This window comes from Janthinobacterium sp. BHSEK, assembly GCF_056174685.1.
The window spans coordinates 119,389-141,592 of record NZ_JBWBYV010000014.1; the positions used below are offsets into that span (position 1 = coordinate 119,389).

General features: G+C 64.3%; 23 protein-coding genes and 1 tRNA gene. 15 read left to right on the forward strand and 9 right to left on the reverse strand.

Annotated elements, in window-relative coordinates:
- Window positions 1-119: 119 nt before the first annotated feature.
- The 5 genes from AC0V2Y_RS07070 (at window position 120) to gabD (ending at window position 4,555) form a co-directional block, all read left to right on the forward strand.
- The gene (locus AC0V2Y_RS07070) at window positions 120-1,013 is read left to right on the forward strand and encodes an SMP-30/gluconolactonase/LRE family protein (protein ID WP_475415761.1); all 894 of its coding nucleotides are present in this window, start codon (window positions 120-122) and stop codon (window positions 1,011-1,013) included.
- Between the two features lie 13 nt (window positions 1,014-1,026).
- A complete protein-coding gene (locus AC0V2Y_RS07075; protein ID WP_475415760.1) occupies window positions 1,027-1,680 on the forward strand; it encodes a bifunctional 2-keto-4-hydroxyglutarate aldolase/2-keto-3-deoxy-6-phosphogluconate aldolase in 654 nt (217 codons plus the stop codon).
- A gap of 66 nt (window positions 1,681-1,746) precedes the next feature.
- A complete protein-coding gene (locus AC0V2Y_RS07080; protein WP_475415759.1) occupies window positions 1,747-2,169 on the forward strand; it encodes a CoA-binding protein in 423 nt (140 codons plus the stop codon).
- On the forward strand, window positions 2,166-3,008 hold the full coding sequence (locus AC0V2Y_RS07085) for a PPK2 family polyphosphate kinase (protein WP_475415758.1): 843 nt from the start codon (window positions 2,166-2,168) through the stop codon (window positions 3,006-3,008). The genes AC0V2Y_RS07080 and AC0V2Y_RS07085 overlap by 4 nt, the downstream gene beginning before the upstream one ends.
- Window positions 3,009-3,100: 92 nt before the next feature.
- Window positions 3,101-4,555 (forward strand): NADP-dependent succinate-semialdehyde dehydrogenase, encoded by a 1,455-nt coding sequence (gene gabD, locus AC0V2Y_RS07090; RefSeq protein ID WP_475415757.1) that lies wholly within the window; start codon window positions 3,101-3,103, stop codon window positions 4,553-4,555.
- A 144-nt stretch (window positions 4,556-4,699) separates the two neighbouring features.
- Here the strand turns inward: gabD and AC0V2Y_RS07095 are convergent, their stop codons facing one another.
- Window positions 4,700-5,827 carry an extracellular catalytic domain type 2 short-chain-length polyhydroxyalkanoate depolymerase gene (locus AC0V2Y_RS07095; RefSeq protein WP_475415756.1) on the reverse strand — a complete coding sequence of 376 codons (1,128 nt, stop codon included), beginning with the start codon at window positions 5,825-5,827 and terminating at the stop codon, window positions 4,700-4,702.
- A gap of 181 nt (window positions 5,828-6,008) precedes the next feature.
- On the opposite strand from AC0V2Y_RS07095, the gene AC0V2Y_RS07100 reads away from it, so the two are divergent.
- Both AC0V2Y_RS07100 and AC0V2Y_RS07105 read left to right on the forward strand, forming a co-directional pair.
- Window positions 6,009-6,602, forward strand: coding sequence for a glutathione peroxidase (locus AC0V2Y_RS07100; protein ID WP_475415755.1), 594 nt, complete (start codon window positions 6,009-6,011; stop codon window positions 6,600-6,602).
- Between the two features lie 117 nt (window positions 6,603-6,719).
- Window positions 6,720-7,082, forward strand: coding sequence for a DUF1428 domain-containing protein (locus AC0V2Y_RS07105; protein ID WP_475415754.1), 363 nt, complete (start codon window positions 6,720-6,722; stop codon window positions 7,080-7,082).
- On the opposite strand, the gene pabB is transcribed toward AC0V2Y_RS07105, so the two are convergent.
- The 3 genes from pabB to AC0V2Y_RS07120 all read right to left on the reverse strand — a co-directional run bounded on the left by pabB (window position 7,075) and on the right by AC0V2Y_RS07120 (window position 10,347).
- Entirely contained in the window at window positions 7,075-8,913 is a 1,839-nt protein-coding gene (gene pabB / locus AC0V2Y_RS07110; RefSeq protein WP_475415753.1) for an aminodeoxychorismate synthase component I, read from the reverse strand. The two genes, AC0V2Y_RS07105 and pabB, sit on opposite strands and share 8 nt — an antisense overlap.
- 21 nt (window positions 8,914-8,934) lie before the next feature.
- Window positions 8,935-9,510 (reverse strand): nucleoid occlusion factor SlmA, encoded by a 576-nt coding sequence (gene slmA, locus AC0V2Y_RS07115; RefSeq protein ID WP_070313104.1) that lies wholly within the window; start codon window positions 9,508-9,510, stop codon window positions 8,935-8,937.
- A 102-nt stretch (window positions 9,511-9,612) separates the two neighbouring features.
- Window positions 9,613-10,347: a pyrimidine 5'-nucleotidase gene (locus tag AC0V2Y_RS07120; RefSeq protein ID WP_475415752.1), complete on the reverse strand. Its 735-nt coding sequence runs from the start codon at window positions 10,345-10,347 to the stop codon at window positions 9,613-9,615.
- 90 nt (window positions 10,348-10,437) lie between these two features.
- On the opposite strand from AC0V2Y_RS07120, the gene AC0V2Y_RS07125 reads away from it, so the two are divergent.
- The gene (locus tag AC0V2Y_RS07125) at window positions 10,438-11,307 is read left to right on the forward strand and encodes a TraB/GumN family protein (RefSeq protein ID WP_475415751.1); all 870 of its coding nucleotides are present in this window, start codon (window positions 10,438-10,440) and stop codon (window positions 11,305-11,307) included.
- A 143-nt stretch (window positions 11,308-11,450) separates the two neighbouring features.
- Here the strand turns inward: AC0V2Y_RS07125 and AC0V2Y_RS07130 are convergent.
- Window positions 11,451-11,525: transfer RNA gene (locus AC0V2Y_RS07130), tRNA-Thr, on the reverse strand.
- Window positions 11,526-11,590: 65 nt separating this feature from the next.
- Window positions 11,591-12,484, reverse strand: a complete 894-nt coding sequence (argB, locus tag AC0V2Y_RS07135; protein ID WP_010393729.1) for an acetylglutamate kinase — start codon at window positions 12,482-12,484, stop codon at window positions 11,591-11,593.
- A gap of 231 nt (window positions 12,485-12,715) precedes the next feature.
- Between argB and AC0V2Y_RS07140 the strand changes: the two genes are divergently transcribed.
- From AC0V2Y_RS07140 to AC0V2Y_RS07150, 3 genes are all read left to right on the forward strand, one after another.
- The gene (locus AC0V2Y_RS07140; protein ID WP_475415750.1) at window positions 12,716-12,904 is read left to right on the forward strand and encodes a cysteine-rich CWC family protein; all 189 of its coding nucleotides are present in this window, start codon (window positions 12,716-12,718) and stop codon (window positions 12,902-12,904) included.
- A 108-nt stretch (window positions 12,905-13,012) separates the two neighbouring features.
- The gene (locus AC0V2Y_RS07145; protein ID WP_475415749.1) at window positions 13,013-16,060 is read left to right on the forward strand and encodes a response regulator; all 3,048 of its coding nucleotides are present in this window, start codon (window positions 13,013-13,015) and stop codon (window positions 16,058-16,060) included.
- A gap of 31 nt (window positions 16,061-16,091) precedes the next feature.
- The gene (locus AC0V2Y_RS07150) at window positions 16,092-17,243 is read left to right on the forward strand and encodes a response regulator (RefSeq protein ID WP_475415748.1); all 1,152 of its coding nucleotides are present in this window, start codon (window positions 16,092-16,094) and stop codon (window positions 17,241-17,243) included.
- Here AC0V2Y_RS07150 and AC0V2Y_RS07155 read toward each other — a convergent pair.
- Both AC0V2Y_RS07155 and AC0V2Y_RS07160 read right to left on the reverse strand, forming a co-directional pair.
- Window positions 17,236-18,525, reverse strand: a complete 1,290-nt coding sequence (locus tag AC0V2Y_RS07155) for an extracellular catalytic domain type 1 short-chain-length polyhydroxyalkanoate depolymerase (RefSeq protein WP_475415747.1) — start codon at window positions 18,523-18,525, stop codon at window positions 17,236-17,238. The two genes, AC0V2Y_RS07150 and AC0V2Y_RS07155, sit on opposite strands and share 8 nt — an antisense overlap.
- Window positions 18,526-18,579: 54 nt before the next feature.
- Window positions 18,580-18,993, reverse strand: coding sequence for a CopG family transcriptional regulator (locus AC0V2Y_RS07160; protein WP_034752801.1), 414 nt, complete (start codon window positions 18,991-18,993; stop codon window positions 18,580-18,582).
- Between the two features lie 131 nt (window positions 18,994-19,124).
- Here AC0V2Y_RS07160 and AC0V2Y_RS07165 point away from each other — a divergent pair, with 131 nt between their 5' ends.
- The 4 genes from AC0V2Y_RS07165 (at window position 19,125) to AC0V2Y_RS07180 (ending at window position 21,484) form a co-directional block, all read left to right on the forward strand.
- Window positions 19,125-19,274, forward strand: coding sequence for a hypothetical protein (locus AC0V2Y_RS07165; RefSeq protein ID WP_475418101.1), 150 nt, complete (start codon window positions 19,125-19,127; stop codon window positions 19,272-19,274).
- Window positions 19,271-19,498, forward strand: coding sequence for a DUF1289 domain-containing protein (locus AC0V2Y_RS07170; protein ID WP_475415746.1), 228 nt, complete (start codon window positions 19,271-19,273; stop codon window positions 19,496-19,498). Before AC0V2Y_RS07165 ends, AC0V2Y_RS07170 begins: the two co-directional genes overlap by 4 nt.
- Before the next feature lie 8 nt (window positions 19,499-19,506).
- A complete protein-coding gene (locus AC0V2Y_RS07175; RefSeq protein WP_475415745.1) occupies window positions 19,507-20,430 on the forward strand; it encodes an MBL fold metallo-hydrolase in 924 nt (307 codons plus the stop codon).
- A 100-nt stretch (window positions 20,431-20,530) separates the two neighbouring features.
- Window positions 20,531-21,484: an NAD(P)H-dependent flavin oxidoreductase gene (locus AC0V2Y_RS07180; RefSeq protein WP_475415744.1), complete on the forward strand. Its 954-nt coding sequence runs from the start codon at window positions 20,531-20,533 to the stop codon at window positions 21,482-21,484.
- Window positions 21,485-21,593: 109 nt separating this feature from the next.
- On the opposite strand, the gene AC0V2Y_RS07185 is transcribed toward AC0V2Y_RS07180, so the two are convergent.
- A complete protein-coding gene (locus AC0V2Y_RS07185) occupies window positions 21,594-22,175 on the reverse strand; it encodes a hypoxanthine-guanine phosphoribosyltransferase (RefSeq protein ID WP_086137290.1) in 582 nt (193 codons plus the stop codon).
- Window positions 22,176-22,204: the final 29 nt, after the last annotated feature.

Below are 22,204 nucleotides of genomic sequence, written 5' to 3' on the forward strand. Positions count from 1 at the left end.
CGGCCTCGATGCTCATTGTGCTCAAGCACAGTTGCGCGTCAGTTGCGCGTCTCGGCCACAACTGACTTCCGCTCGCGACGGTTTTATCATGCGTTATACAGAGTTAAAGGAAAAAAATAATGGGGACACAGGCCCAATTACTGGTCGATGCGCAGAATTTCCTGGGCGAGGGCGTGCGCTGGTGCGAACGCAGCGGCCGCGTTTTCTGGACGAATATCGAAGGCTGCCAGCTGCATGCGCTGGTATTGAGCACGGGGGAGCGCCAGCGCTGGGATATGCCCGAGCGCCTGGCCTGTTTCGCGCTGACGGACCGCGACGACGTGCTGCTGCTGGGACTGGCCTCGCGCCTGGCGTGGTTTGACGCGCGCAGCGGGGCCGTCACGCCCTTGCACACGGTGGAGGGCGACCTGCCCATGACGCGCCTGAACGACGGCCGCTGCGACCGCCAGGGACGTTTTGTCTTCGGCACGCTCGATGAGCGGCCGTGCCGCGATGCCATCGCCAGCTTCTATCGCCTCAACCTGGACTTGAGCCTGGAACGGCTGCCGCTGCCGCAGATCGCCATCTCGAACAGCATCTGCTTCAGCACCGATGGCACGGCCATGTATTTTTGCGATTCGATGAAGAAGGCGATCTACCGCTGGGATGATTACCTGGGGGGCGACGCCAGCCGGGTGCGCGTGTTTGCCGTGCTCGATCCGGGGCCAGGCGCGGCCGATGGCGCCACCATCGATGCGGATGACCACTTGTGGAGCGCGCAGTGGGGCGCGGGACGGGTCTTGCGCTTCGCGCCGGACGGCAGCGTCGAGCGGGCGATAGCCTTGCCCGTCTCGCAGCCCAGCTGCGTGAGCCTGGGCGGTCCGCATTACGACGAATTGTTCGTCACCACGGCGCAGGAAAGCTTGACCCCGGCGCAGCTGGCGGGCGAACCGCTGGCCGGCGGATTGTTTCATGCACGTCAGGTGGGCGTGCGCGGTTTGCCGGAAGTGCGCTTTGGCGCCCTGCCGGCCTGACAGGAGAGAGCAGATGCAAAAGCACATGGTTTTCAATGGCATCCTCGAGCGGGGCATGGTCGGTATCGTGCGCGCCGACTCGCCCGATGCGGCGCTGCAGATCGCCGAGGCGTGCATCGCCGGCGGCATCACGGCGCTGGAAGTGGCGTTCACCACGCCCGACACCCTGGGCGTGCTGCGCACCTTGCGCGAACGCCATGGTCCTGACGTGCTGCTGGGCGCGGGCACGGTGCTCGATACGGAAACGGCGCGCGCCGCGATCCTGGCCGGCGCCCAGTTCATCATCTCGCCCGGCGTGAACGTGGAGACCATCGCGCTGTGTCAGCGTTATCAGGTGCTGGCCATGCCGGGGGCGATGACGCCGACGGAGATCGTCACGGCCCTGCAGGCGGGCGCGGACATCGTCAAGGTCTTCCCCGCCGAGATGTTCGGCCCCGCCTACATCAAGGCCTTGCGCGCCCCGCTGCCGCAAGCGCCGCTGATGCCGACGGGCGGCGTGACGGTGGAGAACCTGCATGCGTGGTTTGCCAGCGGCGCCGTGGCCGTGGGCATCGGCAGCAGCCTGAGTGGCCCGGGCGCCACGGGAGATTTCGCGGCCGTGACGGCGCGCGCGCAGGCTTTTGTCGCGCAGATGGCGGCCGTGCGGAGTTCCAGGTCTTCTGGATAGCTCCCTGCGCTGGATAATTCTGCTACGCTAGGCGGGCAATGTCGCACGCCTAACCACGCCCCGAATATGCCCAACATCGCCCGCATCCTGCAAGACAGCCGCATCATCGCCATCGTCGGCATGTCCGACAAGCCCGAACGCGCCAGCCACGAAGTGGCCGACTACCTGCTGCGGCATGGTTACCGCGTGCTGCCCGTCAATCCGGCCCTGGCCGGGCGCGACGTGCTGGGCCAGCGCGCCTATGCCACCCTGGCGCAGGCCGCGGCGGCTGTCGCGCCGGCGCGCATCGACATCGTCGACTGCTTCCGCAAGCCGGAAGATATCCTGCCCATCGCCGAGGAAGCCATCGCCGTCAAGGCGGGCTGCCTGTGGCTGCAGCTCGACATCGTCAACGAGCAGGCGGCGCAGCTGGCGCGGGCGGCGGGCCTGGACGTGGTGATGGACCATTGCACAAAAATCGAGCACCGCAAGCTGGCGGTGGCGGCATGAAGGCGCGCACGCAATTTCGCGCCGGTAAGGGCTTCGACCTGAACGAGGAGTTCGCCGGCAAGCGCCTGCTGGGCGCGGCCACCAAGGCGGCGAACAAGAAGCTGACGCCAGCCCAGTGCAAGGCCCTGGACATCGAAGAAACCGTGGCGCTGACGGCGCAGATCGCCGAGTGCCAGAGCATGCTGTATGCGCAGCGCAAGAAGAAGGTGCTGCTGGTCCTGCAGGGCATGGATACCTCGGGCAAGGACGGCACGGTGAAGGCCATCTTCAGCAATATCAACCCGATGGGCATCCGCGCCGTGGCGTTCAAGGGCCCCACCGATATCGAACTGGCGCACGACTACCTGTGGCGCGTGCACCAGCACGTGCCCGTGAAGGGCGAGATCGCCATCTTCAACCGCAGCCATTACGAGGATGTGCTGATCACGCGCGTGCAGGACATGATCGACAAGGCGGAATGCCGGCGCCGCTATGCGCAGATCCGCGATTTCGAGCGCATGCTGAGCGAAACGGGCACCATCATCCTGAAAGTCTTCCTGCATATCTCGAAGGACGAGCAACGGGGACGGCTGCAGGAGCGGCTCGACGATCCCGACCGCCAGTGGAAGTTCGATCCCAACGATATCGCCCAGCGCAAGAAGTGGGATGGCTACCAGCGCGCCTATGAAACGGCGATCCGCGAGACCGATGCCGATCACGCGCCGTGGTACGTGGTGCCATCGAATTCCAAGACGCAGCGCAACCTGGTGGTGGCCTCGCTGCTGCTGGAAACGCTGCAGGGCATGAAGCTCGAATATCCGGCGCCGGACCCGAAACTGTCGTCGTTCAAGGTCGAGTAAATACGCGGGGGATTCGGCTGTCCGCCTGCGGAATCGGCCGCGCTGTGGCATAGTATCCCTCGTCGATAATTCAAACCAGACCGGAGATCCATATGCTGCAGTTGAAAGATCCTACCTTGTTGCGTCACCAGGCTTACGTGAATGGCGCCTGGATGGACGCCGATGGTGGCCAGACGATTAATGTGAGCAATCCCGCCACGGGCGAGCATATCGGCACGGTGCCCCTGATGGGCGCGGCCGAGACGCGCCGCGCCATCGAGGCGGCCAATGCCGCCTGGCCCGCCTGGCGCAAGAAGACGGCCAAGGAGCGCGCGGCCGTGCTGCGCCGCTGGCATGACCTGATCCTGGAAAACGCCGACGATCTGGCGCTGATCATGACCACCGAGCAGGGCAAGCCCCTGCCGGAAGCGAAGGGCGAAGTGCAGTTCGGCGCCTCGTTCATCGAGTGGTTTGCCGAAGAAGGCAAGCGCGTGGCGGGCGATACCCTGCAATCGCCGTGGCCCGACCGCCGCCTGGTCATCACCAAGGAGCCGATCGGCGTGTGCGCCGCCATCACGCCGTGGAATTTCCCCGCCGCCATGATCACCCGCAAGGTCGGCCCGGCCCTGGCCGCCGGCTGTCCGATGGTCCTGAAGCCGGCCGAAGCGACGCCGTTTTCCGCGCTGGCGCTGGCCGTGCTGGCCGAACGCGCCGGCGTGCCGGCTGGCGTGTTCAGCATCGTCACGGGCGCGCCGAAAGATATCGGCGGCGAAATGACCTCGAACCCCATCGTGCGCAAGCTGACGTTTACGGGTTCCACGCAAGTGGGCCGTTTGCTGGCGGAACAGTGCGCGCCGACGATCAAGAAACTGTCGCTGGAACTGGGCGGCAATGCGCCGTTCATCGTCTTCGATGACGCCGACCTGGATGCGGCCGTGGAAGGCGCCATCGCCTCGAAATACCGCAATGCGGGCCAGACCTGCGTGTGCGCCAACCGCCTGTACGTGCAGGACAGCGTGTACGACGCGTTTGCCGCCAAGCTGGTGGCCGCCGTGGCCAAGCTGAAGGTGGGCAATGGCATCGAGGCGGGCGTCACGCAAGGCCCGCTGATCGACGCCAAGGCCGTCGCCAAGGTGGAAGAGCACGTGGCCGACGCGCTGGGCAAGGGTGGCCGCCTGCTGGCCGGCGGCAAGCGCCATGCGCTGGGCAACGGCTTCTTCGAGCCGACCATCATCGCCGACGTGACGAACGACATGCGCGTGGCCACCGAGGAAACCTTCGGCCCGCTGGCGCCCCTGTTCCGCTTCAAGACGGACGATGAAGTGATCGCCCTGGCCAACAACACGGAATTCGGCCTGGCCGCCTACTTCTATTCGCGCGACATCGGCCGCATCTGGCGCGTGGCCGAAGGCCTGGAAACGGGCATGGTCGGCGTCAACACGGGCCTGATCTCGAACGAGATCGCGCCCTTCGGCGGCGTCAAGCAATCGGGCCTGGGCCGCGAAGGGTCGACCTACGGTATCGAAGACTACCTCGTGATCAAGTACATCTGCATGGGCGGCATCTAGAATGCTTGATTAAATCTGCTGCGCGGCGCGCTTTCCGGCCTGCGATGCTCGCTGTACTTTAGTACAGCTGCGCTTCTTAGCCAGATGGGGGCGCCGAGCCTCGTTGCCGCTCGCTACGATTTTCTCAAGCATCCGTGACGTCCGTTATCGGCGGCTGTTGCGAGCCGATCCCAACCTGTCCAGCATGCCCTTGACCGCTTCCATCTGCGTGCCGCTCTTGCGGTAGAAATCCGGATCGATCGGGTTGATGCTGGTGTAGCCCCAGAAATCCCAGCAGCCTTTCGGGTTGTACGGATAGACGGGGCTCGGTTCGGCCTGCGGATACAGCACGATGATCTTGTTGGCGTCCGCCACCTGGTTGTAGCCGGTGCTGGTATAGAAACGGTCGCCGATCGCCTGCGTCGTTTGCAGGCAGCCGTGGAACACCACGTGCACGCGGCAGCTCTCGCTGTCGCAGGCTTTCGGGATGTAGGCATAGCCCGTATTGTTCATGCTCGAATACGCGTTCTGGATGAAGCTGCGCTGGTTGAAGGCGATCAGCTTGCCCGTCAGGGTGGTCGACGACGGTTGCAGGTCCGGATACAGGTGCTGCAGGATGTCGCGCGCCTGCACGTAGTCGCAGTCGTTGATGAAGGGCGACTCCGTCACGGCGCAGGGCTTGTCCTGATTGCTGTCGGTCAGGATGGCGTGGCCCGCGCCTAGCGTGTCGACGAAGCGGATCTGCGCCGCCGGCGTGCCCGCCAGTTGATAGAATTTTCCCACCTGTTCCACCACCGGCCGCGTCACGGTCTGGTCTTTCGTTCCGCTGAACAGATATACGCGCTGGCGTTTCAGGTTGGCCGTGTCGTCGATGAGACGGGCCTGCGCAAAATCGTTCGCCGCGCGCAGCAATTCGCTGGCCACGGGCGGCGCCACTTGCGAGCTGCCTGGATTCATGCAAGTGGTCAGGGCATTCGTCAGGTAGGGAATATACGGGAAGCGGCCCGGTTGGCCCGAGCAGAAATACGGGCCGCCCGCGATGATGCCGGCGCCGGCGACGGTGGCCGAGTAGGCGACGGCAAACTGCGCCGCCATGAAGCCGCCCGAGGACAGGCCGGACACCGTGGTCTGGCTCAGATCGGCCTGGTAGGCGGGCAGGGCGGGGGCGTCCTTGGTCGCGGCGGGCTTGACGGCTTTGGCAGCCGTGGCGGCGTGGGCGCTTGCTGGCGCCAGGATGAGCAGGCTGGCGGCCAGCAGGGCGGTGGGTAATGCGCTCAGGTGCGGGAAGGGCATGGCTACTCCAAAAGGCAAGAAAAGGGACAGGAAGGCCGAGCATAGGTAAAAAAACTGTGCGCTGGGCAAGTACTGCACCGTCGTTGATGTCGCTCAAGCTATCGCTGTTGTTGACCGTCTTGTACGTGCGCGCGGCGTTTGACATAGAATGGTTTTTTTCCGTTCAACCATGGTGCCCCTCATGTCCAAGACCCTTGCCCAGCTGTTTGCGCTCACCACCCTTGCCGCCGGCGCCAGCCTGGCCATGCCGGCCCATGCCGCCGAAACCGCGCCAGCCGCCGCCGCGCCAGCCGCCTGCCCCGCCATCCTCAAGCAGACCTTCAACCGCCTGCAGGATGAAGCGCCGCAAAACCTGTGCCAGTACGCGGGCAAGGTCGTGCTGGTCGTCAATACGGCCAGCTATTGCGGTTTTACCAACCAGTATGAAGGACTCGAGGCGCTGTACGCCAAGTACGGCAGCAAGGGCCTGGTGGTGCTGGGCTTTCCGTCGAACGATTTCGGCAAGCAGGAGCCGGGCAACAGCAAGGAAATCGCCGATTTCTGCTACAACACCTACGGCGTGAAGTTCCCCATGTTTTCGAAGTCCGTCGTCTCCGGCCCCAATCCGAACCCGCTGTACGTGGACCTGATCAAGCAGACGGGCAAGACCCCGGCCTGGAATTTCCATAAATACCTGATCGACCGCCACGGTAAAGTGCTGGAAAGCTTCCCCAGCAAGGTGACGCCGGACGACAAGAAGCTCGTTGGCGCGGTGGAAAAAGCGCTGGCGATGTAAGTTGCCGACATACAAGCAGGCCAGCGCGCCTGCTTTTTTTTTCAATGCCGCGCTTGTCGTCTTGCCATCATTGTCCTAAGCTGGTTGTTCGCGTTTGTCACAACAAAGGAGAACATCATGGCGTATGTCGATGGATTTGTGGTGCCCGTACCGAAGGCCAAGCTCGATACCTATCTGGCCATGTCGCGCGCCTGCGGCGCCGTCTGGCGCGAGTATGGCGCGCTGGAATTTCGCGAATGCGTGGGCGACGATGTCAAGCCGGGCAAGCTGACTTCGTTTCCGCAGGCGGTGGACTTGCAGGATGGCGAAGTGGTGGTGTTTTCATGGATCGTGTATGCGTCGCGTGCCAAGCGCGATGAAATCAACGACAAGGTCATGAAAGACCCGCGCCTGGCCGAGATGATGGATCCGGCCAAGCTGCCGTTCGATGGCAAGCGGATGATCTACGGCGGCTACGAGATGCAGGTTGACATCAAGTAATCAGTTTTGCCGGCAGCGCCCCGCGCAGCGCATTGCACACGACGACGGCCTCGGCGCGCGCCAGCATGGCGCGTGTGATGATGGTTTCCTGCGCACTCCAGGCGGGATCGGCCAGTATGGCCGCGCGTTGCACGCCGGGCAGCAGGCCGCAGGACAGGGGCGGCGTATGCCAGCGGCCATCGAGCCGGACGAAGACATTGCTGCGCCCGCCCTCCGTCAGCTCGCCCCGCTCGTTAAAGAACAGCATGTCGAAGGCGCCTTGCGCCTCGGCCGCGCGCCACGCTGCGTCATAGCCCGCGCGCACGCTGCTCTTGTGGCGCAGGAACAGGTCATCCGCCGTGGTGGCGTCGGACGCCAGCAGGATGGTGACCGTGTCCGGCAAGGCGCTGAGCGCACCGCTTTGCGTCGTGAAGCGGCCATCCTGGCGCAGCGCCAGGCGCAGGCGGAAGGGGATATCGTCGGGACGCGCCGCGCACGCTGCCTGCAGCGCGGCGCGGGCAGCATGTTGGTCCCAGGCAAAACCGAAGTAGGCGCTGGAGGCGGCCAGGCGCGCCAGGTGGCGCTCCTGCTGGCGGCAGCCGCCGGCGCGGCTCGCGTGCAGGGTCTCGAACAGTTCGAAGTCATTGGTCAGCCCCGTCAGGAAGCGGGCCTTGAGCTGGCATTCCGCAAATTCCTCGTGCGGGTCGCTGTCCAAGACGATGCCGGCGCCCACGCCCATCTCGCCGCGCCGCAGGCCGTCAGGGCCCGCCGGCTGCAGGGCCAGGGTGCGGATCGGCACCGACATGCAGAAGTCACCCATTGGGTGGGCCGTGCCGATGGCCGGCGGATCGAACCAGCCGATGGCGCCCGTGTAGATGCCGCGCGGCGCCGGCTCCAGTTCGGCGATGATTTCCATGGTGCGGCGTTTCGGCGCCCCCGTGATCGAGCCGCATGGATACAAGGCCTGGAAGATGTCGGCCAGGCTGGCGTCGCCGCGCAAACGCGCCTGCACGGTGGACGTCATCTGCAGCACGCTGCTGTAGCGTGTCACCTGGAACAGGGCCGGCACCTTGACGGAGCCCGTGGCAGCGATGCGGCCGATGTCGTTGCGCAGCAGGTCGACGATCATCAGGTTTTCCGCGCGGTTTTTCGGATCATTGGCCAGGGCGGCGGCGCGGCGCGCGTTTTCGTCCGTTTGTTCAGGCGGGGCCGCCGGCGCCGTGCCTTTCATCGGACGCGCCGTCAGCTCGCCCTGCGCATGGCGCACGAACAGTTCCGGCGACAGCGACAGCAGGGCGCCGCCATCGGGCAGCATCACCAGCGCGCCATACGGCACGGGCTGGCGTTCCCGCAGCCGCGCATACAGGGCCAGGGGCGAGCCGAAGGCATCGAAGCGCAGCCGATACGTATAGTTGACCTGATAGGTGTCGCCGGCCACGATGTAGTCGTGGATGCGCCCCAGCGCGCGCGTGAATTCGGCCTGATCCACGTTCGCGCGGATGCCGGCGATGCAGGCCGGCGTTTCCATCGTCGGCGTACGTGCGGCCAGCCACTGCAGCACCTCGTCCTGCGACAGCTGGGTGCAGTGTTCGAAGACGAGCACCTGCGCCAGCGGCGGCGCGCCGGGATCCGCCGCGCGCGGCGGCATGGCCAGCAAGTGCGCGCCCAGCTCGTAGCTGCACACGCTGACGGCGTACTGGCCGCGTTCCAAGGCCGCTTGCAGCCCTTCGAGCAGGGCCGGCCACTGCTCCCCCTCGCTGCACCGCAGGACCGCCGTCAGGCCCGTGTACAGGCGCGATGCGGCGCCGGGCGTGCTGGCGTCGTCGAGCAGGGCGAAACAGTCGGTATGCATGGGGACAGCCGCGGCGGTGACTTACCCCAGCAGCATGGCGATTTGCAGCGCCGCTTCCTGGGAGGGATTGATCTTGAAGCCGCTCTTGGCGTAGCGGTGCCAGCGTCCGATGACGAAGCTGACGATCAGGGTGGCGCGCGCCGCCACTTCGCTTTCCTTGCCATGGCCTTCGGCGGCGGCCACGCGCAAGGCCTGCTTGAGCGCCAGCTCCACGCGGTCGTAGAACTGGTTCATGCGCACTTGCAGGCGCTCGTCCTCATTGACCAGGGCGTCGCCGATCAGCACGCGCGTCATGCCCGGATTGCTGATGGCGAAATTGAGCAGCATGCCGATGATGTCGCGCGTCTGCGTCATGCCGTCGCTGTGCTTTTCCGCGATCTGGTTGATCAGGCCGAAGACGCTCGACTCGATGAATTCGATCAGCCCTTCGAACATTTGCGCCTTGCTGGCGAAATGGCGGTACAGGGCCGCTTCCGAGACGGCCAGTCTGGCCGCCAGTGCGGCGGTGGTGATCTTTTCGCCTTTCGGCTGCTCCAGCATTGCGGCGAGGGCCTGAAGAATTTGTAGCCTGCGTTGGCCCGGCGGTGTGCTTGCCATATTTTCTCTTGTCGTTAAAAAAAATGCTGCCTTGATGGGGAGGTCCGTCACCGCCGCTAGCGGTGCGGCTTCCGGCGTCAGCCGCAAGCCCAGGAGTCCCCTTCAACGCAGACGGTGAAGGCGGCGTGCCAAATGCCGGACAGATTTTACTTTGACATCGACGTAAGCGGGGCGATTTAACGCCTTGGGCAGCTTCGCCACGCCGATCGGATCGGCCATTTTCAGGTATTGCGTGACCCAGACCGTGCGCAGGCCCAGTCTTTTTGCGCCCTTCAGGTTGGCGAGGGTGTCTTCCACCAGGATGCAGCGGCCAGGGCGGATCTGGTGCTTGCGCATCAGTTTGCGCAGCATCAGCGTCGATGGCTTGGGCCGCAGCTGGCGGTGCACCTGCATCGCCTCGATGGCGACGTGGTGTGAAAAGTGCCGGCGCAGTCCCAGGTGGCGCATCACGTCGCTCGAATAGCGCAGCGGCGCGTTGGTGAGTAAAATTTTACGGCCAGGCAGGCGTTTGAGTAAAGCCCCCAGTCCCCGCTCGGCGCGTATCATGGCGCGCAAATCGTCGAAGGCGTGCGTCTCGTGCAAAAAATGCGCGGCCTGTACCTGATGGTGCTTGACCATGCCCAGCAAGGTGGCGCCATAGCGGCGCCAGTAGGCCGCGCGCGCCGCATTGACGATGGCGTCGTCGGCCGGCGTCACGCCGTCGCCCAGCACCCGGGCAATATACGTGTTCATATTGGCCGTGATGGTGGGGAAGATGGCGTGCGAGGCATTGTGCAGCGTGTTGTCGAGGTCAAACAGCCAGACCGGCGACGAGCGGTTAAGATGGGACACAGGCACGAGAGTCTTTGCTAGCGAGAGAAGATGAAAAATTCAACAATCAGGAAAACCATGCGACGCCAGATTATAGTGATGTTTTGCGGATTATTCTTGCTGCCGTTGCGGGCGGCCTTCGCCGAAGCGCCGCCCGTGGCGCAAAACCGGGGCGCGCTGTTCAAGGTGCAGGACGCGGCCCACACCCTGTATCTGTTCGGCACCATCCACGTCGGCGCGCCCGATTTTTATCCGCTCGAGCCGACGGTAACGCAGGCGCTGCACCAGGCCGGGGCGCTGGCGCTGGAGATCGATCCCGGCGCCGATCCGCGCGCCGCCATGGGCGCCGTGCTGAAATACGGCATGGAGGCGCCGGGCAGCAAAGCGCCTGCCGACTGCCGCCAGACCCTGGCCCCGCGTCTGGCGCCGCTGTTGCAAAAATACGGCATTCCGGCCGAATCGGTGGCGCCGATGAAGCCATGGATGCTGGCCAGCATCCTGGCCATCGGCGAATTTTCCACCTTGGGCTACCGCTCCGACCTGGCTGTCGACAATTATCTGTCGCGGCAAGCCAAGGCGCGCAAGATCCCCGTGCTGGAACTCGAATCGATGGAAGGCCAGATGGCGCTGTTTGGCGCCATGTCGCCGTTTGAGCAGTGCCGATTCCTGGAAGACGGCGTGGCCTCGATCGAGGACCAGGAACAAAGCCAGGAAGCGCGCGAGATCGCCGACGCCTGGCGCAACGCCGACGCGGCTGCCTTCGACAAGCTGGCGGCCAAGGCTGCGCAAGACCCCTCGTTCGCCGCGCAGTTCGTGCAAAAGGTGTTGCTGGACGGCCGCAACCCGGCCCTGGCCGACGGCATCGCCAAGCTGCTGGCGCGCGAAAAGCACAGCCTGGCCGCCATCGGCGTGCTGCACCTGGTCGGAGCGAAAAGCGTGCCGGATTTATTGCGTCAGAAGGGCTTGAAGGTCGAGCGGGTGTATTGAAACGCGGAGGCGATGCGGGCGACAGATAGCAGAGCAGATGGAAAAATGTTCAGGGCAAGGCGGACTGACGAAGACAGTACGCATGTACGGCGAGGAAGGACAACGCCGCCATGGGCATTTTTACAGCTGCGGGAAAAGGATACTGGTGCCCTTGACGTGGATCGAACACGTGGCCTCTCCCTTACCAAGGGAGTGCTCTACCACTGAGCTACAAGGGCAAATTAAAAGCGGCGCCAGGTGATCTGCGCCGCCAAACTACTCGCTGTGATGCATTGCGATTTTTTTAGTGCGAACGGATCATAGTACCAAAAGCCTGCTCGGTCAACACTTCCAGCAATAATGAGTGTTCGATGCGGCCGTCGATGATGTGCACCGTGTTCACGCCGGACTTGGCGGCGTCGAGCGCGGACGAGATCTTCGGCAGCATGCCGCCCGAGATCGTGCCATCGGCGAACATCTCGTCGATTTCGCGCGCCGACAGGTCGGTCACCAGGTTGCCCTGCTTGTCCTGGACGCCGGCGATGTTGGTCATCATGATCAGCTTTTCCGCCTTCAGGATTTCCGCGATCTTGCCCGCCACGACATCGGCGTTGATGTTGTAGGCCTGGCCATCCTGGCCAAAACCGATCGGCGAAATGATGGGAATGAAGGCGTCGTCCTGCAGCGCCTTGACGACGGCCGGGTTGATCGCGTCGATCTCGCCGACAAAGCCGATGTCGAGGAATTCGCCCGGATGTTCGCGGTCCGGCATCTGCATCTTGCGCGCGCGGATCAAGCCGCCATCCTTGCCCGTCAGGCCCACGGCCTGGCCGCCGTAATGGTTGATCAGCATGACGATATCCTGCTGCACTTCGCCGCCCAGCACCCACTCCACCACTTCCATGGTTTCTTCATCGGTGATGCGCATGCCTTGCACGAAGGTGCCTTGCTTGCCGATTTTTTTCAGCGCGTTGTCGATCTGCGGTCCGCCGCCGTGCACCACGACCGGGTTCATGCCGACCAGCTTGAGCAGGATGACGTCGCGCGCGAAGCCGTGCTTCAGGCGTTCGTCCGTCATGGCGTTGCCACCGTATTTGATGACGATGGTCTTGCCGTGGAAGTTGCGGATGTAGGGGAGGGCCTCGGCCAGAATCTGCGCCTTGATTTGCGGCGACACCGCCGTCAAGTCGTCATTCATGTCCAGGTTCAAGTTAGCTAGTTGATTCATGGCGAGTCCGGAAAATAGATTTGTGCGATTTTACAGGGAAGAAGAAAATCCTGGAGGCATTATAGGGCGATCTTGTTGTATTTTCCCTGATGATCCTATAGTCTGGCCCGATATGTGCCCCAGCCAGCCCTTTTACCGCCCGTTACATCTGCGTCGCATCCCGGCGCAGCATGACACACACTTGCCAATTCAAACACAGCCATGAGCCAGTGCACCCTGTGCGGCGCCACTTTCCAGTGCGGCCAGCTCGACCCGGACGCCAAGGAACCCTGCTGGTGCCTCGCCCTGCCGCCCGCCGTTCCCGTGCCCGGCAGCGCCGCCGCGGGCTGCTGGTGCCCCGCCTGCCTGCAAGCGCACATCGCCTCCCTGGCACCTCCTGCCAAGCCCTAACGTCGGCTAATTAAGTGCTTCGGCATGCAATTGCTTTGCAATAAACCTTGCTTTCCGTAGGGGAATACGTTCAGACTTCGATTTTCAAGAATTTCTTATAGGAAAGTTATGCGCTTCAGGGATATCAGTATCGGCGTGCGCATCAATGCCGGTTATGCCATGTTGATCGTGCTGATGCTGGTCGTCATCGTCCTGTCTGGCAGCCGCATCTATGCCATCCGCGCCGAGACCGACGATATCCTGCAGCGCGACTGGGTCGCCGCCAAGGCCACCAGCAAGATCCACGGGCTGGCGCGCGAGGCGGCCACGCGCATCGGCAACCTGCCGAACCAGCACGAGCTGGCGCTGCGCCAGGCGAACCAGGCGCGCCTGGAAGCGATCAAGCAAGGCATCGACGAGCAGGTGCGCATCCTCGACGGTCTCGATGCGCGGCCCGAGGAACGGCGCCTGCTGGAACAGATGCACCTGGCGCGCGCCGATTACTATGGCTCGCTCAAGACGATGTTCGAGCTGGTCGAGCGCGGCGAGGATGCCCGCGCCGAGCAGGCCATGCAGACGCAGACCTTGCCGGTGCTGGAAAAAGTGCTGCTGTACGTGGGCCAGCTCGACGACCTGCAGCAGCAGCTGATCCGCGACAGCGCGGCCAGGATACGCAACGACATCGATACCTCGCTGCTGCTGATGGGCGGCATCGGCCTGGCGGCCCTGCTGACGGGCCTGGCCTTTGCCTGGTCGGCGCGCTCGATCACGCGTCCGCTGGGCGAGGCCGTGGCGATCGCCACGCGCGTGGCCAATGGCGATCTCAGTTCCGTCATCGAAGTGACGTCGCGCGACGAGACGGGCGAATTGCTGCAGGCGCTCAAGGACATGAGCACCAGCCTGGCCGTCGAGCAGGACCTACGCCATGCCGTCGAAGTGGCCGAGGATGCGACCAAGATGAAGTCGGACTTCCTGGCCAATATGTCGCATGAGATCCGCACGCCGATGAACGGCATCATCGGCATGACTCACCTGGCGCTGCAGACGGAGCTCACGTCGACCCAGCGCAACTACCTGGAGAAGGTGGAGTCGGCTTCGAAGAACCTCTTGGCCATCATCGACGACATTCTCGATTTCTCGAAGATCGAGGCGGGCAAGATGGCCTTTGAAAAAGTCGATTTCTTCCTCGAGGACGTGCTGGCGCAGATCGCCGACCTGTCCGTGATGCGGGCGCAGGACAAGGGGCTCGAACTGCTGTTCGACATCGCCCCCGACGTGCCGAACGCCTTGCAGGGCGACCCGCTGCGCCTGGGCCAGGTACTGATCAATCTCACCAACAATGCGATCAAGTTTACGGACAAGGGCGAGATCGTCGTCACCATCCGCCTGCAGCAGCTGGAAGAGCATGCGGCTGTCTTGCGCGTGGACGTGCGCGACACGGGCATCGGCCTGACGCCGCCCCAGCGCAGCAAGTTGTTCCAGGCCTTTACCCAGGCCGACACCTCCACCACGCGCCACCATGGCGGCACGGGCCTGGGGCTGACCATCAGCAAGCGCCTGGTGGAGATGATGGAAGGCGAGATCGACCTGGTCAGCGAAGCGGGCGTGGGCAGCACCTTTTTCTTCACGGCCCGCTTCGGCCTGGCCGCCGTGCCGCGCGACAGCCTGCTTGCTCCGCAGCGCTTCGAGGGCTTGCGCGTGCTGGTGGTCGACGACAACCCCAGCGCGCGTGAAATCTTCGTCAGCATGCTGACGGCGCTCGGCTTCGAGGCGCGGGCCGTGTTTGGCGGCGTGCCGGCCATCGGCGCCGTGGCGCAGGCGCGCGCCGAGGGGAGGCCGTACGGACTGGTGCTGATGGACTGGAAAATGCCGGGCATGAACGGCCTCGATACCCTGGCCGGCATCCGCGCCGATGCCGCCGGCATCGATGCCACGCCGGCCTGCATCATGGTCACGGCCTTCCATCGCGAAGCGCTGCTGGAGGCGGCGCGCCAGCGCGATTTGCCGCTCGACGGCGTGTTGAACAAGCCCGTCAGCGCTTCGACCCTGCTCGACCAGATATCGTTCGTGTTTGGCGGCGTGACGGGGCAGAGCCGCAAGACGCAGCGCCAGAGCAGCTACCGCGACGACGAACGCGCCCTGCGCGGCGCCTGGCTGCTGCTGGTCGAGGATAATGAAGTGAATCAGGAAGTGGCGCAGCATATTCTCAACGACGCCGGCATCCGCGTCGACATCGCCGGCAATGGCGCCATCGCGCTGGCGAAGATCGAGGAAAACGCCTATGACGGCGTGCTGATGGATTGCCAGATGCCGGTGATGGATGGCTACCAGGCGACGCGCAAGCTGCGCCAGGACCCCCGTTACTCGAATTTGCCCGTGATCGCCATGACGGCCAATGCCATGGTCGGCGACAAGGAAAAATGTCTGGACGCCGGCATGAACGATTTCATCGCCAAGCCGATCGACGTGGCGCAGCTGTTCGGCACCCTGGCGCGCTGGATCGCGCCGGCCGCGCCGCAGGCAATGACGTCGGTAGCGGCGCAGCCGGAAGCGGAGCTGCCCGTGATCGCCGGCCTGAAAATGACGGAGGCCATGCGCCGCGTGGGCGGCAATGCCGCTTTGATGCGAAAATTGCTGGACCGTTTTGTGGAAACCCAGTTCGACGCCATGCAGCGCATCGTTGCCGCCATCGAGAACAACCAGCTCGAGACGGCGATCCGCGAAGCGCATACCCTGAAGGGCCTGGCTGGCAATATCGGCGCCGGCGGCCTGGCCGACAGCGCCGCGCGGGTCGAGCACCTGCTCAGCCTGGGCTCGCACGATGGCTTGCCGCAGGCGCTGTCCGCCTGCACCCTGGCGCTCGACGAGCTGGTGCCGAAGATCGTGCTGGCGATGCAGTCGCGCGGCAACGCGGCCGAGGCGGGCGGCGCGCCGGTGGCGCACGTGGCGCCGGTGGACCGGGCCTGCCTGGAAGCGGGCTTGCGCGAGCTGTCGCAGCTGCTGCAGCAGGACGATGCGCAGGCCGTCAAGCACCTTGACGGCATCGGTCCCGTGCTGGTCGCGGCGGGGCAGGCGGAACATGCGCGCCAGTTGAAGCGCATGCTGGGACAATACGATTTCGAAGGTGCGCTGGCGCAGCTGGGCGAGGTGGCCGATGCGCTGGAGCTGACACTGTGACAAGGATAACTATGCAGAGCGAAGGACGGGCATGAGAGCGCCGGCAAGCAAGCCAACCATCCTGGTGGTCGATGACACGCCAGACAATATCGACCTGCTGCGCGCGGTGCTGGAAGACGACTACCGCACCAAGATCGCCGTCAATGGCGAGCGCGCCCTGAAGATCGCCGCCGGCGGCGACCAGCCCGACCTGATCCTGCTCGACATCATGATGCCGGGCATGAGCGGCTACGATGTGTGCCGCGCGCTGAAGGCCGATCCCGCCACGGCCGGCATCCCCGTGATTTTTGTCACCGCCATGAGCGAGGTGGCCGACGAGCAGCTGGGCCTGGCCCTGGGCGCCGTGGATTACATCACCAAGCCGATTTCCGCGCCCATCGTGCTGGCCCGTATCAAGACGCAGCTGGCGATGAAGCAGATGCAGGATTTCCTGCGCGACCAGAACCAGTACCTGGAAACGGAAGTGGAGCGCCGCGTGCAGGAAGTGGCGGCGCTGCAGGACGTCACCATCCACGCCATGGCCTCGCTGGCCGAGACGCGCGACAGCGAGACGGGCAACCATATCCGCCGCACCTCGCACTACCTGAAGGCGCTGGCCGAGAAGGTGCGCAACTTGCCGCGTTTCCGCGACTTTTTGACGGACAAGAATATCGAACTGCTGTTCAAGACGGCGCCGCTGCACGATATCGGCAAGGTGGGCATCCCCGACCATATCCTGCTCAAGCCGGGGCGTTTCGAGCCGCATGAAATGGCCATCATGAAGACGCACACCACCTTGGGGCGCGACGCCATCCTGGCGGCCGAGCACGAGCTGGGCATTGAGGTCGATTTCCTCAAGTACGCGAAAGAGATCGCCTACAGCCACCATGAAAAATGGGATGGCAGCGGCTACCCGCAAGGACTGGCGGGCGACGCTATCCCGATTTCGGCGCGCCTGATGGCGCTGGCCGACGTGTACGACGCCCTGATCAGCCGGCGCATCTACAAGCAGGGCATGGACCACGCGCAGGCCGTGCAGATCATCGTCGAGGGACGCGGTTCGCACTTCGACGCCGAGATCGTCGACGCCTTCCTGCAGATCCAGGACCAGTTCATCGCCATCTCCAACCGCTATGCCGACGGCGTATGCGAGATCGCCGACAAGCAGCGGCAGATCGCGCCCTACATCGAGAACATCAGCTGACGGTCTTGAAGAAGCGCAGCATTTCCCGGCTGGCGTCCGGCCCTTTTCCGTCCGTATAGCTGCCGTTGTTGCTGCCGCCGGACCAGGCATGGCCGGCGCCGTGGATGACCCAGTGTTCGCCCAGCGGCGAGCCGTCGGCCTGGCTGTGCGTGGTGCGCGTGTAGCGGTGGCCGTTCGGCACGCTGCCGTCGACGGAGGCGGCCCTGGCCGCCTTGCCGCCCGCCTGGCTGCGCACGCCCTGGGCGATCAGTTCATCGCCATTGCGCGGGTTGACGGTGGTGTCGCGGTCGCCGTGAAAAACGATGATGGGCACGCCGCCTGCCGGCGCCTTGCGCTGGGCATTGGGCATGGCGCCGCCCTTCATGGCGGCCAGCGCCGACGGCAAGTCCTGCGCCGAGGCGAAGGGCAGGCCCGAATGCACGCCGACGGCGGCAAACAGGTCGGGGTACAGGGTGCCGACGATGACGGCCATGGCGCCGCCCGCCGACAGGCCGGCGACGAACACTTCACGCTCGTTGACCGGGTAGTCGTCGATGACTTGCTGCGCGATGCCGGCGATCAGCGACGGTTCGCCCTGGCCGCGCTGCTGGTCGATGGCGTTGAACCAGTTCCAGCAGCGCGAACTGTTGGCGCCCTGCGTCTGCGCCGGGTAGACGACAAAACACTCCTTTTCTTCGGCCAGCGCATTCATCTGCGTGCCGGCGGCGAAATCGTCGGGATTTTGCGTACAGCCGTGCAGCATGACGATCAGCGGCATGGCCTGGCCGTGGTAGCTGCTGGGGATATACAGCTTGTACGAACGCGTGCCTGCATGGTTGCGGTACACGCCATCGATGAACTGCGCGCCGGCGGGGATCTCCGCCGGCGTGGCGGCCGGCGCGTTGAAGCCGGGCGGATGAAAATTCGGCAGCTCGAAGCTGGGCATGTCGAAGCTGTGCTGGCCCAGGCCGGCCGGCACGCCCAGGCGCGCCATGAAATCCTGTGCGAAGTCCTGCGCCGCCTGCGCGGGCGTGGGCGGCACCGATGCCGCTTCCGGTGCGGCGTCAGCTTGCGGCTGCCCGGCCCGGGCCTGTGCCGGTGGCGGCGCAGGTGGCGGCGCAGGTGGCGGATTAATGTCGCGCATCGGCTGCGGTGGCGGCGCTTGCGTGGCGGCCGCTTGCGGCGCCAGGCCGGCTGCAGACAGCGCCTGCTGGATCGCTTCGGTGGCGGCGGCAGGGCCGCTGCCCATCAGATTACGGGTCGCGGCGCGCATCTGCGCCAGCATGTTGAGAGGTAGTTTCATGACCATCCTTAACGGTGCCGCGCATCGGCCGGGTCATCGCCGCGAACCAATACGCTAGTGAATTCGCCCTGCGAGCGCCGTCTTGACGACGGTGCTGGCGTGCAGGGCACCTAATACGAAAATCGACTCGATGGTGGCCAGTGCCAGTTCCACCGAGACGTCGCTGGCGATGCTGGCCAGTCCCAGCACCTGTATCTGCAGGCGCTGGCCGGCTGCCTGGATCGCTTCCAGGTCGGCGCGCGAGTAATGCTGCATGCCCAATACCAGGCTTTTACGGGCGACGGTCTGTTTCACCACGTCGGCGTGGGTGCCCAGCTGGTTGCGTATGGCCGTACGGATCAGATCCGTGCGGTTGGAATAAAATCCCTCCTGGACCAGCAGATCGATCTGCCCCAGGTCGATCAAGCCCAGGTTGATGGTGATTTTCTCGGATTCCCCAATTTTGGGCTTGCTGTCTTGCTTGGCCATATCTCTCCAAAAACTCCACGTGGCATCCATTTGCCATCTGTATGGATGGTAGTATAGTTCTGAAATGTCTCAAGTCAAGCAGGATCTGGCCTGATCGTGGTGTAGGACGGGCACCCGTAGAGTGAGAATGTGTGAAAAATATATTTCCGGAAGAGCAGTTGTTGACCATTGTTTCGCTGGAAAATATATTCACGGAAACATTGCAAGGCGATGCCATCGCCTCGCCGGCGCGGTTTCGCGGCATAATGAAAGCCTTCACGTTTACCGATGCCGCTCCATGATGGTCGCTCCCCCACCTCCGCCAGCCGTTCCGTTCCCGTCGCCGGTGCCGTCGCCCTGCGTCAGCCTGTGCAAGATGAACCGCAACAGCGGCTTGTGCGAAGGCTGCCTGCGCACGCTCGACGAGATCATCGCCTGGAGCAAGGCCGACGACGACTTCAAGCGCGCCGTGTGGGCCGAATTGCCAGGCCGCGAATCCTTGCTCGATTTCGAGCCCGACTACTGAGGAAGCCCATGCCGCGATCGCCAGCGCTGTTCCCCGATGCCATGCAGGTGTTCGAACGCGGCTGGCTGTCGTCGAACAACATCCTGTTCCAGGGGACGGATGACACGGCCCTGATCGACAGCGGCTATGTCACGCATGCGCCGCAAACCCTGGCCCTGCTGCGCCACAGCCTGGCCGGCCGGCCGCTGGACCGCCTGTTCAACACCCACCTGCACTCCGACCATTGCGGCGGCAACGCGCTGCTGCAAGCCGCATACGGCTGCCACACGGCCATTCCCGTGGCGGAAGCGGACAAGGTGCGCGCGTGGGATGCCGATGCCCTCAGCTTCCAGGCCACGGGCCAGCAATGCCCGCGCTTCGGCTTTGACGCCACCGTCTCTCCCGGCGACACCTTGACTTTGGCCGGCATGGCCTGGCAGGCGCTGGGCGCACCGGGCCACGACCCGCACTCGCTGATTTTTTACTGCGCCGGCGAGGGCATCCTGATTTCCGCCGACGCCCTGTGGGAAAACGGCTTTGGCGTGATCTTCCCGGAACTCGATGGCGGCTCCGGCTTTCCTGAAGCGCGCGCCACGCTGGACCTGATCGCGGGCCTGGACGTGCGGGTCGTCATTCCCGGCCACGGGCGGCCATTTACGGACGCCGCCGGCGCCCTGCAGCGCGCCTATTCGCGCCTCGATTACCTGGCGTCCGACCCCGTGCGCAATGCGCAGAATGCGGTCAAAGTGCTGCTGAAATTCTTGCTGCTGGAGCGCCAGCGCATCGCCCTGGCCGGGATACCGGCCATGCTGCGCGGCATGCCGATCTTCGAGGAGGCCAACCGGCGCTTCCTGCGCCAGGAGGCGGCCGCGCTGGCCGAGTGGGCCATATCGCAGCTATGCAGGGCTGCTGCGGCGCGTGTCGAGGGTGAGTACTTGCTCAACGAGGGTTGAGCGGGACTTGCGATAAATTCAGCACGATCGTACTTTTTCTGCACTATAATCAACGTTCAGTGTGTCTTTCACGTCCGATCAACTTTCCAGCGAGTCCGCCATGGCATTGCCTGTTGCGTTGCAAAACCTCTCCTTACCCGTTATCGCCTCGCCGATGTTCATCGCCAGCGGCCCGGCCCTCGTCGCGGCGCAGTGCAAGGCCGGCATCGTCGGTTCCTTCCCGGCCCTGAACGCGCGTCCCGCCGAATTGCTCGACACGTGGCTGACCGACCTGCAGGCCGAGCTGGCCGCCTTCCAGGCCGCCAATCCCGATAAAAAAGTGGGGCCGATCGCCGTCAACCAGATCGTGCACCAGTCGAACGACCGCCTGGCGCACGACGTGGAAGTGTGCGTGAAACACCAGGTCCCCATCATCATTTCCTCGCTGCGCGCGCCTCCCAAGGAAATGCTCGACGCCATCCACAGCTATGGCGGCATCGTGCTGCACGACGTGATCTCGATCCGCCACGCGAAAAAGGCGCTGGAAGCCGGTGTCGATGGCCTGATCCTGGTCGCCAGCGGCGCCGGCGGCCACGCGGGCACCCTGTCGCCGTTCGCGCTGGTGGGCGAAGTGCGCAAATTCTTCGACGGCCCGCTGGCGCTGTCGGGCTCCATCGCCACGGGCGACGCCGTGCTGGCCGCGCAAGCGATGGGCGCCGACTTTGCCTACATCGGCTCGCGCTGGCTGGCGACCAAGGAATCGAACGTCAGCGACGGCTACCGCGACGCCATCGTGGATTCCAGCGCGGCGGACATCGTCTACACGAACCTGTTTACGGGCGTGCACGGCAATTACCTGAAAAAATCGATCGAAGCGGCCGGACTCGATCCGGAAGCCTTGCCCGAAGCGGACAAGAGCGCGATGAACTTCGGTTCCGGCAGCGCCAAGGCCTGGCGCGACATCTGGGGCGCGGGCCAGGGCGTGGGCTTGATGGACGACGTGCCCAGCGTGGCAGAGATGGTGGCGCGCCTGAAGGCCGAATACGATGCGGCGCGCGCGCGGTTGAAGCTGTAATCGTTGTTGCGATGATGGTGGTGTCGGATTACGCTGCGCTAATCCGACCTACGACCATGGATTCGGTAGGTCGGATTAGCGCGCAGCGCGTAATCCGACAACACCACAATCACTCCTGCTTCAAATCCTCCGGCTTGATGGCCCACAAACCCGGCAGGTTGCGCCAGTAGCCGTACGCATCCATGCCGAAGCCGACGACGAAGCGGTTCGGGATCACCAGGCCGACGATGTCGGCTTGTACGGGCTTTTTCTTGCCGATGGCCTTGTCGGCGAAGACGGCCAGGATGACTTCCGAGGCGCCCATGTCCAGCAGGCGCTGCTTGACGTGCGCCAGGGTTTCGCCTTCGTCGAGAATATCGTCGAGCACGATGACGGTGCGGCCCGCCACGTTCGAGCGGGGGATGACTTTCCACACCACTTCGCCACCCTTGTCGTCGTCGCCGTAGCGGCTGACGTGGATGTAGTCGAATTCGAGCGGGAAGCTCAGTTGCGGCAGCAGGCTGCCCGTAAACACGACGGCGCCGCCCATCACGCCCAGCACCAGCGGGAACTCTTTCGAATCCTCGGCGTTGAAGCGCGTGTTGAGCACATCGGCCATGCGCGTGATCGACGCCTGCACGGCCTCCTGGTCGAACAGCAGTTCCGCGTTCTTGATCAGGTCACGGGCACGGTTGTGATGAAATTCTTGCATGGACTCTTGCATGGCGATGAATAGGGCTG

Coding starts and splice junctions, on each gene's coding strand:
- AC0V2Y_RS07140 (WP_475415750.1), top strand. CDS start 12,716: ATGAGCCAGTGCACCCTGTGCGGCGCCACTTTCCAGTGCGGCCAGCTC.
- gabD (WP_475415757.1), top strand. CDS start 3,101: ATGCTGCAGTTGAAAGATCCTACCTTGTTGCGTCACCAGGCTTACGTG.
- AC0V2Y_RS07185 (WP_086137290.1), bottom strand. CDS start 22,175: ATGCAAGAATTTCATCACAACCGTGCCCGTGACCTGATCAAGAACGCG.
- pabB (WP_475415753.1), bottom strand. CDS start 8,913: ATGCATACCGACTGTTTCGCCCTGCTCGACGACGCCAGCACGCCCGGC.
- AC0V2Y_RS07145 (WP_475415749.1), top strand. CDS start 13,013: ATGCGCTTCAGGGATATCAGTATCGGCGTGCGCATCAATGCCGGTTAT.
- AC0V2Y_RS07100 (WP_475415755.1), top strand. CDS start 6,009: ATGTCCAAGACCCTTGCCCAGCTGTTTGCGCTCACCACCCTTGCCGCC.
- AC0V2Y_RS07070 (WP_475415761.1), top strand. CDS start 120: ATGGGGACACAGGCCCAATTACTGGTCGATGCGCAGAATTTCCTGGGC.
- AC0V2Y_RS07155 (WP_475415747.1), bottom strand. CDS start 18,525: ATGAAACTACCTCTCAACATGCTGGCGCAGATGCGCGCCGCGACCCGT.
- slmA (WP_070313104.1), bottom strand. CDS start 9,510: ATGGCAAGCACACCGCCGGGCCAACGCAGGCTACAAATTCTTCAGGCC.
- AC0V2Y_RS07180 (WP_475415744.1), top strand. CDS start 20,531: ATGGCATTGCCTGTTGCGTTGCAAAACCTCTCCTTACCCGTTATCGCC.
- AC0V2Y_RS07175 (WP_475415745.1), top strand. CDS start 19,507: ATGCCGCGATCGCCAGCGCTGTTCCCCGATGCCATGCAGGTGTTCGAA.
- AC0V2Y_RS07075 (WP_475415760.1), top strand. CDS start 1,027: ATGCAAAAGCACATGGTTTTCAATGGCATCCTCGAGCGGGGCATGGTC.
- argB (WP_010393729.1), bottom strand. CDS start 12,484: ATGAATGACGACTTGACGGCGGTGTCGCCGCAAATCAAGGCGCAGATT.
- AC0V2Y_RS07150 (WP_475415748.1), top strand. CDS start 16,092: ATGAGAGCGCCGGCAAGCAAGCCAACCATCCTGGTGGTCGATGACACG.
- AC0V2Y_RS07170 (WP_475415746.1), top strand. CDS start 19,271: ATGATGGTCGCTCCCCCACCTCCGCCAGCCGTTCCGTTCCCGTCGCCG.
- AC0V2Y_RS07105 (WP_475415754.1), top strand. CDS start 6,720: ATGGCGTATGTCGATGGATTTGTGGTGCCCGTACCGAAGGCCAAGCTC.
- AC0V2Y_RS07160 (WP_034752801.1), bottom strand. CDS start 18,993: ATGGCCAAGCAAGACAGCAAGCCCAAAATTGGGGAATCCGAGAAAATC.
- AC0V2Y_RS07095 (WP_475415756.1), bottom strand. CDS start 5,827: ATGCCCTTCCCGCACCTGAGCGCATTACCCACCGCCCTGCTGGCCGCC.
- AC0V2Y_RS07085 (WP_475415758.1), top strand. CDS start 2,166: ATGAAGGCGCGCACGCAATTTCGCGCCGGTAAGGGCTTCGACCTGAAC.
- AC0V2Y_RS07080 (WP_475415759.1), top strand. CDS start 1,747: ATGCCCAACATCGCCCGCATCCTGCAAGACAGCCGCATCATCGCCATC.